The organism is Ruegeria sp. J8, from assembly GCF_056531925.1.
Genome location: NZ_JBQFMR010000003.1, coordinates 317,587 through 331,167, shown reverse-complemented (window position 1 = coordinate 331,167; position 13,581 = coordinate 317,587). Strand labels below are relative to the sequence as shown.

Below are 13,581 nucleotides of genomic sequence, written 5' to 3'. Positions count from 1 at the left end.
CCCGCTGGCCACTTTGGGGAGGTGCTTTCGCCGAGACGTAAGTTCATTCAAGGTATAGACAAAACTTGAAGAACGATGCTCATCTAATGGAGAAACCAGACAGAAAGTCAGCAGGTCGATAATCGCAAGATTATTCGACTTCTGAGTTTTCTGGTCTGGGTGAGTTCTTTCGTTGCAAGTGGTGTCATGAGTGACCTCCGTGTATGTATGCAACAATCAAATAATAGCAGATTTTATTGATAATTTATTACAGTACGGTTCGTTGCCATTCTAAAATGCTATCATTGCCAACGCTTCTTTTCGCATCTTTAAACCTCCACCAGTTCCATAGACTGGCCGGGCATATTTGTGCCCCAAGATATCTGCACGCACTCGATCATCGATCCCTGCACTCAAAAGTGCGTCTTCAACATAGTGCCTCAAACTATATACCGTGTGCTGCGGCGTTTCTTTCAAACCGTTCGTTTCCAAATACTTGTTGGCAACTCCAGACCAGGCGTTGGCCTTGTGAGCGTATCTTTTGATACCACCTCGACGGACGATGCGCGTTGCAGCTTCCAAGGATATTCCCAAAAGTGGAATATCACGCGCAGAGTGTCGTTGTTTGAGTTCACGTCCGTGAGCGGCCACGCGAATGAACGGGATTTCACCTTCGAGGCAAAAGTCTTCTAGTGGACATGATAGTACCTCCGAGGGACGCAAACCTGTATTGATAAGCACCAATAGTGTATCCGCGGCTTCAGCGTTCAACCCTTTAAACGCACCGGTCGCCAATAGCTTTGTGTTTACCCACTCCTTGGAAAATGGAGGTCGAGAAATCACGGGATCCACTGATTTGTCAAAGCGCAACCGAGCAAAAGGGTTTTCAAGTGAGTGGTGCCCTTTCAGCTCGCACCACTCTCGAAAAACTTGAGAGAGGTGGCCAAAGTCTTTGTTAGCGGTCTCCGCTCGCGTTTCTCCTGATTGAACCCGCTTCGACCACCATTCGCGGAACGCCAACGCATCTTCGCGTGTGATCTTATCGATGCCAGTAGCTCTTCTTTTGGGAACTGCTCTTTCGAAATTTGAGACAGCTCGCTCTCGAGGTAGCCACCAAAGATGCCGTTGTTGATCCGACTTGCGCAAATGTCGTGTTTTTGTAAGTCCACATATTCTTGGAGAACCTTACGCAATGGGGGCAGAGCGACATTCACGCTGCCTAGAAGCGCCTCAACCACTTCTGGTGGCTGGTGCGAGCACACTGTTCCCGCTGCCGCCATTAAACGCGGCAGGTTCTCATCAAAGGTTCTCTTTAGCAATACTTCGCTCGGAACATAGTCAAAACCATGCGCTTCTGAGATCTGTTTGGCTGCTTGGTATTTCTCGTATGCCAGAGCTTCCTCGCCTAATGCCAGGAATTGCCACTCAGCTCTTTTTAGTTCTTCGAGCTCAAAAGCTTTGCGCTTAGCCACACTCAAATCCGCTGTTTGGAGTGCTTGTCTGATCTGCTTTACTGGCTGCCCATTCTTGCCCAGTACTTTGCCAAAAAGATGCTTTGGGACATTCATTACAAAGTAATAGCGGCCTCGATCCAATGTGATGCCCATGTCAGTGCACTCCTTCAAATTCCGCATCCATGCGGGATTCTATGCGGGATTTCATGCGGGAAACACTGGCATGCGCCGGTTAAAGAAACCTTACGCGTTTGAAAAGAATGCGTTTTTTCCTGAAGAATGCCCATGGTATGGGCAGTTTAGTGGCGGAGACGAAGTCAGCATAATTAAGCCCATAAGATACTGTTAAGTGAGAAATAAATTAGAAGTATCAGGAGAAATACCACGATACCTACCACACACAACTCGATGTCAAGTGATAGGACGTTGGTCAAATACGATAGCAGACTCTCACGCGGATTGCTTCAAACAGCCGCTTTGAGCCCGAAGCAAACCATGCGAATGGCCGTATTGGATTATCAAAAAATCATCTGCGAGGTATGTACCATATTGGCGATAGGTTAGCTCGTTCCTGTAGCGAATGCGGGGCTTCGTTAGGGATCTGCGTTCCGAACACCTTTGCATCGTATGTCGTCCACCGCGGTGTCGGTATTGCCAACACTCTCACGTAGTAGAACGCGCTTTGCGTCGGGTCGTAGTCCGGGTCTTCCCAATATCCGGCGAGAATTGCCTGGCCAATGTCATTTGTCCAAGACGCGTTCTTTACATCCACTATATTGCCAACCGAGCCGTCACACGCCGCGTTTACAAGTTCAGGTACCTTGGGGTCGAACTCGACGACGCGTTGAGCATCGCGGAGAAGATCGACATCTGACGGTTTGACGGACGGCAGCAGCCGTCCGTCATCTCAAAACGGGTTCCGAAGGTTTAGGCGCGAACGGCCGCTCCTCCGGATACCAGACTTTGGATTATTTGCGTTGAATGACCGCCATGCGGGATAAAGCAGAAATCGCTCGGTCACTAAAAAACCTCAGGCGGCTTAGCCAAAGGTCCCCAAGTTTCAGGGTCTGGTAGACCGACACTTGACCACGCTTCTTGCAAAACTCTGGAGTCTGAAGATCTTGTCCGCGGCAAATCATCCAAAATATCAAACCAAGGCATTTTGCTTTCCATTCCGGAGTGGACTGAAGGAGCAAAGTTTTCCGGTTGGTCGAGGCTCGAAGTATGCAGGACCAGATAGGCCGTTTCTCGTGGCTTCACGAGCTTATAAGTTAGGCTTGCCCCGCATCTGGCACAAAAGCCACGATTTGCTATCGGCGTAGTTGCGAAGTATCGAGGTTCCTCGGTGAGAAATCGAACAGCAGAAGCGGGAAAAGCCGCCCATGCATTAACTGCTGAACCAGAAAATTTCCTGCAACAACTACAATGGCAATACCCGGTGCTTATGGCAGGCGCGTTTATTTCATACCGTACCAACCCACAGATGCAGCCACCAGTTATTAAAGTTTTGGCCAATTCATCTTCATCAAAATCCAGAAAACCTCCCTCTTCTCCGGGTTCTGAAACGGTCATGTAGACATGTATTGGACTATCAGTTCTCTTGAGTCTTTTGTGACCGCAATCCGCCAGCGGAAGATCTATCTTGCCCGCTATTTGCGCCATTACTTCTCCTGAAACCGCGATTCCACCTGGTTCCGCTATTGCTTCAAGCCGTGCCGCAGTATTTACGCCGTCTCCGAGAATATCGTCGCCGTGTACAACGACATCACCGAGAGAAACGCCGACGCGTAAGATGAGAGGGTCCTCACTGTTCGACCGGCGTGCTTCGCGTGCGCAGGCTCTTTGAATGTTAATTGCACAATTGACCGCCTCAAAGACACTCGAGAACTCAGCCAAAAACCCATCGCCAGTAGACTTAAAAACACGACCCCGGTTTGCTTCCACCTGCATGCCGATGATTTCACGTTCTAGTCGAACCAACTTAGCTAATGTTCCGCTTTCATCGCGTGATACCAATCCCGCGAAACCGACTATATCGGTGGCCAGAATGGCCGCTAATTTGCGTTCCATCTCCGTTGCTCCGAGCCAACAATCACCAATTGATGCCTGCTTACTTTAACATAAAATCGGTCGCAGCGAGCCACGGTAGCTGAGGTGTTATTTCCAGTTTTGAAAGACCGTTCAGGGCTCAATGCGGTCGTTCGCTGCACCTTGCTTGAACGTCTACTTTGCGGACAAAGCTGACTATGTCTTTATGGCCGCTCCGGCTTGGCCTACACTGACAGGACCTCAGAAATGGAGATCTCGGGAAAGGTTATGCCATGACACGCTTCAAAAGGAACGGGACGTGCGAAGGTCATATTTTTCGAAGCAGTTTTCTGGCCGTCGACGCGACGTTCTGACATGAGAGATACGATCAGCCCCTCACCAGAACTGGCCGCTATAGTGGCACGATGGATCAACGCCTACGGTCGGGGCGATGGTGAGACGGTGGCACATCTTTTTTCTGATGACACTGCCCTGTCATACTTTGGCTCAGCACAGGGCGAGGCTTGGAAAGGCGATGCGCTGCGTCGCGGTATGGAGCAATACATCGGGGAGGTTCCACGGTTCAAGTGGCACCCAAAAGACCTGAGAGGATTTGAATGCGGATCACTCGGTTGGGTCGAATGGGAAGCAAGCATTGAGGGTATTGAAACAGGACAGATCGCGCACCTACGCTCTACGGTCATTCTGAAACTCGACAAAGGATCCTGGAAGATTGTGCACGTTCACAATTCCCTACCGGTCAACAACGTAGAGGGATTTGGGTATGAGGCCAGAGGCTTTGAGGAACTGCTTGATGCCGCCCTCTCTACACCCCACGAACTCGGCCAAAGTGGTATAGCGACCATCATGTTCACCGATATCGCGGACAGCACAAAAATCGCTGAGGCTATAGGCGATACGCTTTGGAGCGACGCCCTCGGAAGACATCTGCGACTTGTCGAAACGCAGATCGTCGGGAGTGGTGGACGTACGGTGAAATCACTGGGAGACGGGGTGATGTCGTCTTTTGCTTCCGCAAGGGCAGCATTGCTGGCAGCTCAAAATATTCAACAGGCGAACGCGGCGGAAACAAACGAGCCAAAGTTGCGGGTTCGCATCGGCTTGCATACCGGCGAAGTGATAACTTCTGATGCTGATCACTTCGGGACCGTTGTCAACAAAGCAGCACGTATAGCCGCCCTGGCAGCACCAAGTGACATCCGCGTCTCGGATGCCACACGGATCATGGTGGGCGGATCACAGGAGTTTCAGTTTGCCGAGCAAATGACTGTTCCGCTTAAAGGTCTCGAAGGAGAGCATACAATTTTCAAACTCAACTGGCTTGAGACAACTTGAGACCGTAGGCATGAAAACAGAAATCCCAATGCAACGAATAATGTACTCGAGCGAGGTCCCAATCTAGACACCCAAAGCTTATGTTAACATGCAATTTGATAGCCTAATCGGGAAGCCGGTTTGCAAAGCGGAGCGGCGCCAACATGACTTCTGAAAGCAAAATAACTTATCTTTCTGACGAAGACTTGGAAGGTTTAGGGATCCAACCTTCGGAAGTTGCCGACGCGATTGAATCTGCGCTGATAGCCAAGGCAAGTAAGCAGCTTCATACGTCCCCTAAGACAGCCATTTTGCCCGGGGATGGACGGTACGCAATGTCGACCTTGGCAGTAGGAGATGATGGGTTCATCGTGACCAAACAGGTAACGGTGTGTCCGAACAATCCGGCAAAAGGGCTCCCTGCGATTAACGGCGCTATCATGGTAATGGACGGGCAAACCGGGGTTCTCCGGGCAGTCTTAGGGGCAAATTGGGTAACGGCTGTTAGAACAGCGGCGCTGTCAGTCGTCGCCGCGCGTCGACTTGCTGATCCCAATGCTGAGACAGTGGCTTTTGTTGGGGCCGGCGTGCAAGCTCACTCCCATTTGCTTGCGTTCTCCGAAGTTTTCCCCTTGAAAAGCATTCGTGTGTTCGGACGTGGCAAAGCGAATGTCGACAAGCTTTGTCGCCGGGCTCGGGACATGGACCTCGAGGCCCAAACAGCCACCAGTGCCAAGGACGCCTTGCGTGATGCCGATCTGGTAGTGACATCAATAACTTTGGACTATTCCATCGAACCTTTTCTGGATGCCCGATGGCTAAAGCCGACTGCCTTCGCCGCCATTACAGATGCCTGCATTCCGTGGCTTCCAGAGGGTATGACCGCTTTCAAAACTGTTATTGTTGACGACCGAAAACAGGAATCTGAAAGCGACAAACCAATGCTGCCATATCAGCGGGTAACAGGGGACTTGACGGAAATTGTCTCGGGAGCAGTCGATACCACTTTAAGCGAGAAACCGGCTGCATTCGCTTTCAGAGGGATTTCTTTGGGAGATTACGCAACAGCGGTACTCGCAGTTCGTCGGGCCGCCGAGGTACGAGCTCGGCAAAAGTAGGAATCTTTCGGCTTTGGGCTCAGAGCAGCCGTTCGCAGAATTTTCTCTAATGACCGCTGAGCGGACAGAGCCGACATGAAATAAGGCCAGGTCAGGGTGGCTTCCGTTTTTGAGGCAGCTGCCTGCCACCGCATTTCCCACGACTAGAAACCTTCTGTTGGGACGAGAGCTTCCAGCAGGGCGGCGCGCTCGGCTCGCAGCAACGGCTTGAGAAAGAACATCGTCGGTTCTTTTGACAGAGCATCGGCAACGGCGTCGTTTGCTGCGGCGGCGTCAGTGTCGCCAAGTTTTCTCAGTACGATTGCCTTGAACCGATGGAGCGTCCAGAAGCCGGGCTGAAGCTGGATAACGCTGTCCAGAGCATTGGCACAGCCCTGAAAGTCGCCGGAACAATACAGGCAGACCGCGAGATTGACCTGCCGCATTGGTTCATAGGACTTCTCGGTTGCCAACCCCTCCACCTGCTCCAACGTTGCAAGAGCATCGTCGAATTTGCCTTCCGCGATCTCAACCATGGAGAGGATTAAGCGGCCAAAATAATAGGTCGGGTTGAGCTTCAGCGAGTGATGGCAGTCGCGCTTGGCGCTTTTGAAATCCTTTTTGCCGAACAAATAGCACATACCGCGAACGGCAAACAGGTAATCGCTTTTGGGCATTGAGACCAACGCGAGGTTCAATGCGCTTTCCAGCAATTCGGCTTTGCAGGGTTCAATTTCCTCGAACCTCGTTCGGGCAAACAGGATATCCCCCATAGACGACATCGCCAGAACCATCGGATGGTCCGGGTTCAGTTCCAGCGCCCGGTCCAGATATTTCCTGGCGTCGAGCCATTCTTTGTGTTTGCCTGACTGACCGGTGCTCGCGACGCGTGCCAGAAGGTCGGATATGCCCATTTCCTCGATCGGCATATGTTTCACACGCTCGGCATCAAAATTGTTCAGGTGGTTGCGGATATCCGCGTTTACTTGTGCAGCCGTTTCGTCGAAGAACGCAAAGATGTCCGCAGTTTCACCTTGATAGTTCTGCGAGAAAGAAGGCTCGCCGGTTTCAGACAGCACCAGAGATATACTCAGCCGCGCTTTGCCCGCCGCCATCCGCAGTCTGCCGCGCAGAAAATAGGTTGGGTCAAGCGTCATCGCCGTGAGCGCGTCCACAACCCGAATACCGGTGCGTTTCGACAGGTTCATCAAGAGCTGGTCACGCAACTCCAGCGCTGCGGCCTTGGTTTCTTCGTCATTTGGCCCGAACTCTATCTTCACCACGACGATGACGGGGCGCTTATCCTCTTCCGGTGCGACCTTTGTCTTAGGCGACCAGTAAAAAAACCCTCGACCGGGTCGGGAATGTTTTTTAACTCGAGCAGCCCCGCGCTTTCGAATTGTGCTGCCAGACTGCCGCTAAGCTGTCGAAAGAGGTCTTGCGAAATCATGATGCCGCCAGGTGGTGCCTCGGCCTCGAGCCGGGCCGCAAGGTTGATCCCGGTGCCATAAAATTCGTCTTCATCCTCGGTAATTTCACCCAAATGGCCGCCGATACGTAACTTTTTCATTGGTTGTTTGGCCAGCTTACTCTGTATCTCAGTGGCACATTCCAGAGCCGCCATGATCGACCCGAATGCAATGATCCATCCGTCGCCCAAACGCTTGAGGATTTCGCCCCCATGGCGATCGCAGATCGGAACCAGCTTGGCGTCGTTGATCTCTTTGACTGTCGCTATCCCTGACTTTTCGTCGCGGGCCATCATCCCGGAATAACCGACAATGTCCGCTACGATGATCACTGCTAAACGGCTGCCCAAGTTTCGTCCTCCATTTAGATGGTCGGGCTCAGCGTCAACCCACGCGGCAATTACTTATACAAATGCTGGTATGATCCAACAATCGTCGTAACCGCTTATCCAGGTCGCGGCAGGACAAAGCTGCCGTTCGCCGCTGCGCAGCGCTGGGATGTAACCTAAATATCTGGTTCGTGGACAAGGTGGCCGTTGGTTCTATAAACAAAACGGCCATTCTTGGGTTTAGAGAACCTGGATTTCGTAAAGCGGGCTGGATTACGTGTCTTCTCTTCCGTAAGCACAGTATCTCAATTGGCACCATTATTGGATGCTGAGGAGGTCGCTACCAATCGAATTTCCATCATATCTTTAGGTCCAGGCGCGGCTTCCAAAACGGGCGGAAGAGTTCAATCTTGGGGCATCGGTTCATCACGACTTTAAGGCCCGCCGCTTCGGCGAGTTGCGCTGCTTTGTCGTCGTACACACCGATTTGACCCCAAAGAACTTTTGCCCCGATTGCGATAGCCTTCTCGGCAAAGGCATAAAACTCTTCCTTCGGGCGAAAAACGTCAACCATATCAACATTTTTGTCGATCTCTTCCAGCGAGTGGTAGACCTTGAGCCCTCTAATTTCCGAAACATTCGGGTTAGGATTCACCGGTAGAATATCATAGCCGATTTCACTCAGCTGTCGCAGAACGCCATAGCTAAATTTCGTTTTGTCCGCGCTAGCCCCCACCATTGCAATGGTTTTAACCGACTGCAGGATGTCGGCGAGGTATTTGGGGTCGTAATCGTAGATGCGGTCAATATCTGCTTCGGGCATCGGTTAACCTTCCTTCGGCGTCGCAATGTCAGCCTTGAGTTCGTGGGGTTTGAGAGGGTCGAGAAACGGATTGCGGTACAGCTTGTCATGGCTCTCGACCCCGATCTCAAGCGTGATGTCGGATGTCGGACGCGCGACGCAAAGGATCACATAGCCGTTCGCGATTTGCCGATTATTCAGCGCAACCTGTCGGCGTTGATCGATCGCGCCAGTCTTTAGTTTTGCTGCGCAGGTAATGCAGCCGCCATACTTGCACCCAAAAGGCAAGTCGACGCCTTGTTCTCTCAGCGTTTCCAAAAGTGGACGCCGCGCATCCACACAATATTGCGCGCCATCTCTGTTCGCGATCGTCACGGTATACGTAGTCATAGCCAGATGTCGCTTGTGCAATCACCGCCCGGATACCGGCTCTCGTGACAGCGCGATGGACCATTCGGTTCTGCGCCAAAGTCCACAATGAAATCCTTATTGATCTTCATGCCACCGTTTTCAGGGTCGCAATCGATCATCACCATAACCCCGCCCTTTTCGCGGATCTCGGGATAGAACTGATTGTCCCAAGTCGAGAACAGCGAGGTCGTGACATAAAGCCTTCGTCCGTCGAGAGAGAGCTGGAACATTTGCGGACCACCCGCGACCTCGACCCCGTTAACGATCGGAGCTTTACCCAAAAGGCCCCCCATAAACACTTGGCCGGTCAGCTTGGGATTATGCGGGTCGGTGATGTCATACTGGCGCATATCTCCATGCAGCCAGTTGTTCAGGTACAAGTATTTGTCGTCCATCGAGATCAGGATCGCTGACATCACCCCCGGCAACGGGATCGGCCATTCGCGGTGCATCTCGTTTTCGACATCGATGATCTTTTCCCACTGCCACTTTTTAGCATCGTCTTGCCACCAATGGATCACATTGGTCGAAAGAGCTGCGCCACAGAACCCATGCGTGCTGTCGGGGTCATGGTGGAACTTGACTTCCAGTGGCAACAGCCCGTCTTCACCCAAATAGAAGCTTTCGACCGGTTCGCGCTTTTCAAAATCCCAAAAATGCAGCTCCCGCCCATATTTCAGATGGCCAACTTCTTCCAGATCGAAGCCTGGCATGAAGGTATTGGGCGCAGCCCATTCTGAACTGACCATCACGTTGTGGCGTGGTTGGTACCAGAAGTCATAGCCGAATTTGATATCGCCCATCGAGGTTTCCCAGCGACCGACGATGTTGAACTCTTTGTCGAGATGCAGATAGCCTCCAGGAGCCTCACCCTTGGCATTTCCAAGGAAGGAAATGATGATTTCCGAGCCCAAACAATGCACGGTATGCGGTCCCGATAAATCTGCCTTGGCCTTGATCTCGGCCCCGTCGATGACCTTATGTAACCGCGGCGCACGCGGGTCAGTGGCTGTATCAACGATGTGAAGGTTGTTAGAGCGTACGCCTGGCAGGATCAGGTATTTGCGGGACATCGAGCCGTCGTCGTGACAGGACGAACAGGCGTTCCACCCCATGTGGTGAAGCTCGTCCCCAATCCCCGGCATTTCCAGCCTATTGATTACCTGAGAATAGGTCGGGCTGTCAGGGTCGACATCCACTGTAGCAAGGTAATCAGGTTTCTGGATCCCTGTCCCGGTGTAGATGGCGATCGTGTAGAGTAGCTTTTCTCGGGGGGCTTTGATGGCTTCTTGCGGACTCTTGAAGCCCGGTCCACAGCATTGTCCATCCATCGAGTGCTCCTCCCTTGATTCCCTAAATTGTATCGTATATCGAAAACTTAGTTATCAAAAAGTGAGAAAATGCATCTCGAACGATTAGCGCTGATTTTGGAAATCGTGGGTCAAAAAGGACGTGCGTCCGTAGCGGATATCTGTGCCCAGTCCGAAATACCTAAACCGACGGCCTACAGGCTGGTTCAAGACCTTGTTTTGTCCGGCCTCCTTGAATCACCAACCCGCGGTGAGTTCGCGATTGGGATTAGGCTAAAGCGTATCACGTTGAGCGATCACTCTGATCCCGCTATTTTGCAAGTGATTGCGCCTGTCCTCTCTGGCGCCGCGAATGACTATGGCGCTGCGTTTTTCTTGTCTCGGCTACGGGGCAATTGGGTTGAGATTATTCATGTGGAAACGCCGCAGACGGGCGTGTCTTTTCTTCATCCAGGTATGGGCAAACGACCAATGCACGCGTGCTCTTGCGCCAAGGCAATCGCCGCCGTGTCGCCTGAGCTGCTGTCTCAAGACCGATTGGATGGGCAGCTTAAGCGGTACACAGATCGCACGATTACAGACCCTAAGGATCTGGCCACGGAACTCGATGTCATTCGAGCCAAAGGGTATGCCATGTGTGTTGAAGAGCTCGAGCGCGGGATCAGTTCTGTCGCAACAACGCTGACTAAGACAGGTGTTGGTGCGACGCTTTCAATCGGCGCTACGGCGTCTCTTCGGGTGTTTACACCTTCGAAGCGAGAAAAGATTGGCCATACACTTACCACAATGTCACACGAACTTGCACGCGCGCTAGGATGGGGTGAAGCAGATAAAGAAAGGATACCCGCTTAGGTTCATGGGTATCGCAGTGCTGTAGGTTAACGCCATCCAGCAGGACAGGTGTGTTTTGCGACCTTCGCCGCTTTTAGATCAATGAAGGAGACAAATATGGACGATGCAATGTTTGGTGGGTTCTTCGTGATCAACGTAAAACCTGAGTATCGGCAGCCCTTTTTGGACGCCAGCATCTTCCAAGCGCAAAATGTTGTCAGTGAAGAACCCGAAGTTTTCCAGTTTCATATTATGGTGGATGAAACAAACCCAAATCGTTTCTATTTCTACGAGGTGTTCAGGAACGAAGCCGCGGTCCAAGATCATTGGGAATCTGAAACCTTCAATAACTGGTTAAACACTGTCCGAAAGATGCTGGATGGTGAGATCGAACTTGTTGCCAGGATGCGCTCGCTTTTTCCGACGCCAAAAGGTTTCGAGGCGCAAAAAACAAGCCTGCTACTATGGTAAAACTGACCGACGTTTGAAGCTATCGCCGGTGCGAGAAAATTATGGATTTTGGTGCTGGTCTGCGTTGGGCTCGGTGCACTCGTATGCTGCATCTGGCGTGAACGACTGCTATGCGGACAAAGCCGTCGTCGTACATTGAGCACGGCGGCGATGGCTTCAGAAGTTACAAATTGCTTTTGCAGATTCTGTATGTTCCTCGCGAATTTCCAGAGTGAACCATCAGACAGGCTTGGAATGATTGGTTGGCATCCAGTCGATCTCCAGATTATTGTGGTTCGAACAGCTATGGCGCGGTTGGATGTCTCAGGAACGAGTTCGAAGAAGGCTATCGGCGATTCTTGCGGTCGACGTCGTTGGTTACGGCCGACTAATGGCGGCGGATGAAGTTGAAACATATGCCGCCCTGCTGGACTGCCAGAAGTCTATCCTGGATCCCTCGGTGTCAGGCCACAGTGGGCGCGTTGTCAAGCTGATGGGAGATGGCGCGCTCGTCGAGTTCCAAAGCGTAGTCGATGCCGTTGAGTGCGGAATTGATATCCAGGCGGGATTTTCAAGACGCAATGCCGATCTGCCCCAGGCCAAGGCCATCTTGGTTCGCATCGGCATCAATCTGGGCGACATCATCATCGATCGCGGCGACATCTTCGGCGACGGCGTCAATATCGCGGCCCGGCTTGAGGCAATCGCAGATCCGGGCGGCATATGCATCGCCGGTTCGGTCTACGACCAGGTCAAGAGCAAAGTCGACGTCAAATTCGAAGACCTCGGTGAACAGACTGTCAAAAACATCGCCGAGCCGGTCCGGGTCTATCAGGTGAAGCCAGCCGGAAGCATCACGATGCCGTTTGCGACTGCGGCGTCGGCCGTGACGGTCCGACCGTCGATCGCAATCTTGCCATTAGACAATCTGTCGGGCGATTCCGATCAGCGATATTTTTGCGACGGTGTCAGCGAGGATCTGACGACCGGGCTGTCGCGTTTTGACTGGTTGTTTGTGGCTGCGCGCAATGCCGCCTTCCGATATCAGGGCCAGCCTGTTGACGTGAAACGCGTCGGACGCGAACTTGGCGTTCGCTATGTGCTCGAAGGCAGCGTTCGCTCGGCCGACAAGCGGGCGCGGGTGAACGTCCAGTTGATCGAGACAGAGCGTCAGGGCCACGTCTGGGCCGACATGCTGGATGCAGACGTGGCAGATCCGTTCGAGGCTCAGGACGATGTCGTTACGCGTATCGCGTCGACGCTCGGACCGGAAATAATGCAAGCTGAAGTATCGAATGTCTTGCTGAAGCAAAACCAGGACCACACCGCATGGGACCGCTATCTGCTGGCACTGCGCGGCTATTTCACAATGACCAAGCAGGCGCTGGAGGAGGCGATCACACACCTCGACAAGGCAATCGAACTGGAGCCGGATTTCGTTATGTCCTATGGACTGTTGGCACTCTGCCATGGGCAGATGGCAACTCATGGCTGGACGCGGCCGGCGCGAGAGGGTTTCCGCCGGGCACTGGACCTCGCCAACAGAGCCATTCGGATGGCACCGGCAAGCCCCGAAGCGAACCAGGCACTTGGCTGTGTTCTGATGTACACTGGCAAGGCGAAGGACGCCGTGACCTCTGCCCGGCGCGCGATCGAGCTTAATCCTTACTATGCCGAGGGCCACGCCGTACTCGGACATTCGTTGATCATGTGCGGCGAACTCGAAGAGGGCATCAAGGCTTGTCAGACAGCGCTCAAAAGCACGCCACGGGACTTCCGGGGTAGCTGGTTGCTCGATGCGATTGGTCACGGTTATTTCTTCCGTGGCGAATACGAAAAGGCCATCGATCTCTCGAACCGGGGACTGCAAAGCGACCCCGGTTTATTCGGTGCGCTGGTCACTCTGGCCTGCGCGAACGCCCGGCTCGGTCGGATGGATGAGGCGAAGCGCGCCATCGACCAACTTCTGGCCGATATCCCCCGCTATTCGCTCAGTGCCGTTCGCAAGAACCCTATGTTCGTTGACCCAAAACTCGTCGACGAGTTGATTGACAGCCTTCACCTGGCTGGTCTTCCGGAATAGCGC

The 13,581-nt window shown here is 52.7% G+C and carries 14 protein-coding genes; 5 read left to right on the top strand and 9 right to left on the bottom strand.

The window, feature by feature from the left end; genetic code table 11:
* Window positions 1–270: 270 nt before the first annotated feature.
* From ACR0L1_RS08290 to ACR0L1_RS08275, 4 genes are all read right to left on the bottom strand, one after another.
* Window positions 271–831 carry a tyrosine-type recombinase/integrase gene (locus ACR0L1_RS08290; RefSeq protein WP_480858189.1) on the bottom strand — a complete coding sequence of 187 codons (561 nt, stop codon included), beginning with the start codon at window positions 829–831 and terminating at the stop codon, window positions 271–273.
* Between the two features lie 53 nt (window positions 832–884).
* Complete coding sequence (locus ACR0L1_RS08285) at window positions 885–1,586, bottom strand: DUF6538 domain-containing protein (RefSeq protein WP_480858187.1); 702 nt, start codon at window positions 1,584–1,586, stop codon at window positions 885–887.
* 373 nt (window positions 1,587–1,959) lie between these two features.
* Window positions 1,960–2,208 (bottom strand): DUF3604 domain-containing protein, encoded by a 249-nt coding sequence (locus ACR0L1_RS08280; protein WP_480858477.1) that lies wholly within the window; start codon window positions 2,206–2,208, stop codon window positions 1,960–1,962.
* Between the two features lie 245 nt (window positions 2,209–2,453).
* A complete protein-coding gene (locus tag ACR0L1_RS08275; RefSeq protein WP_480858186.1) occupies window positions 2,454–3,503 on the bottom strand; it encodes a GFA family protein in 1,050 nt (349 codons plus the stop codon).
* A 333-nt stretch (window positions 3,504–3,836) separates the two neighbouring features.
* On the opposite strand from ACR0L1_RS08275, the gene ACR0L1_RS08270 reads away from it, so the two are divergent.
* Together ACR0L1_RS08270 and ACR0L1_RS08265 are read left to right on the top strand one after the other, a co-directional pair.
* On the top strand, window positions 3,837–4,817 hold the full coding sequence (locus ACR0L1_RS08270) for a nuclear transport factor 2 family protein (RefSeq protein WP_480858184.1): 981 nt from the start codon (window positions 3,837–3,839) through the stop codon (window positions 4,815–4,817).
* Window positions 4,818–4,960: 143 nt separating this feature from the next.
* Complete coding sequence (locus ACR0L1_RS08265; protein ID WP_170825526.1) at window positions 4,961–5,914, top strand: ornithine cyclodeaminase family protein; 954 nt, start codon at window positions 4,961–4,963, stop codon at window positions 5,912–5,914.
* Window positions 5,915–6,057: 143 nt separating this feature from the next.
* Here the strand turns inward: ACR0L1_RS08265 and ACR0L1_RS08260 are convergent, their stop codons facing one another.
* The 5 genes from ACR0L1_RS08260 to ACR0L1_RS08240 all read right to left on the bottom strand — a co-directional run bounded on the left by ACR0L1_RS08260 (window position 6,058) and on the right by ACR0L1_RS08240 (window position 10,235).
* Window positions 6,058–7,176 carry a tetratricopeptide repeat protein gene (locus tag ACR0L1_RS08260; RefSeq protein ID WP_170789618.1) on the bottom strand — a complete coding sequence of 373 codons (1,119 nt, stop codon included), beginning with the start codon at window positions 7,174–7,176 and terminating at the stop codon, window positions 6,058–6,060.
* A complete protein-coding gene (locus ACR0L1_RS08255) occupies window positions 7,170–7,712 on the bottom strand; it encodes an adenylate/guanylate cyclase domain-containing protein (RefSeq protein WP_170789617.1) in 543 nt (180 codons plus the stop codon). Before ACR0L1_RS08255 ends, ACR0L1_RS08260 begins: the two co-directional genes overlap by 7 nt.
* 337 nt (window positions 7,713–8,049) lie before the next feature.
* The gene (locus tag ACR0L1_RS08250; protein ID WP_170789616.1) at window positions 8,050–8,514 is read right to left on the bottom strand and encodes a CoA-binding protein; all 465 of its coding nucleotides are present in this window, start codon (window positions 8,512–8,514) and stop codon (window positions 8,050–8,052) included.
* A gap of 3 nt (window positions 8,515–8,517) precedes the next feature.
* Window positions 8,518–8,883, bottom strand: coding sequence for a 2Fe-2S iron-sulfur cluster-binding protein (locus ACR0L1_RS08245; RefSeq protein ID WP_170789615.1), 366 nt, complete (start codon window positions 8,881–8,883; stop codon window positions 8,518–8,520).
* A complete protein-coding gene (locus tag ACR0L1_RS08240; RefSeq protein ID WP_480858181.1) occupies window positions 8,880–10,235 on the bottom strand; it encodes a selenium-binding family protein in 1,356 nt (451 codons plus the stop codon). The genes ACR0L1_RS08245 and ACR0L1_RS08240 overlap by 4 nt, the downstream gene beginning before the upstream one ends.
* Before the next feature lie 69 nt (window positions 10,236–10,304).
* On the opposite strand from ACR0L1_RS08240, the gene ACR0L1_RS08235 reads away from it, so the two are divergent.
* The 3 genes from ACR0L1_RS08235 (at window position 10,305) to ACR0L1_RS08225 (ending at window position 13,578) form a co-directional block, all read left to right on the top strand.
* The gene (locus ACR0L1_RS08235) at window positions 10,305–11,066 is read left to right on the top strand and encodes an IclR family transcriptional regulator (protein ID WP_480858179.1); all 762 of its coding nucleotides are present in this window, start codon (window positions 10,305–10,307) and stop codon (window positions 11,064–11,066) included.
* Between the two features lie 96 nt (window positions 11,067–11,162).
* Window positions 11,163–11,516, top strand: coding sequence for a putative quinol monooxygenase (locus tag ACR0L1_RS08230; RefSeq protein ID WP_480858177.1), 354 nt, complete (start codon window positions 11,163–11,165; stop codon window positions 11,514–11,516).
* A gap of 298 nt (window positions 11,517–11,814) precedes the next feature.
* Window positions 11,815–13,578: an adenylate/guanylate cyclase domain-containing protein gene (locus ACR0L1_RS08225; RefSeq protein WP_480503374.1), complete on the top strand. Its 1,764-nt coding sequence runs from the start codon at window positions 11,815–11,817 to the stop codon at window positions 13,576–13,578.
* Window positions 13,579–13,581: the final 3 nt, after the last annotated feature.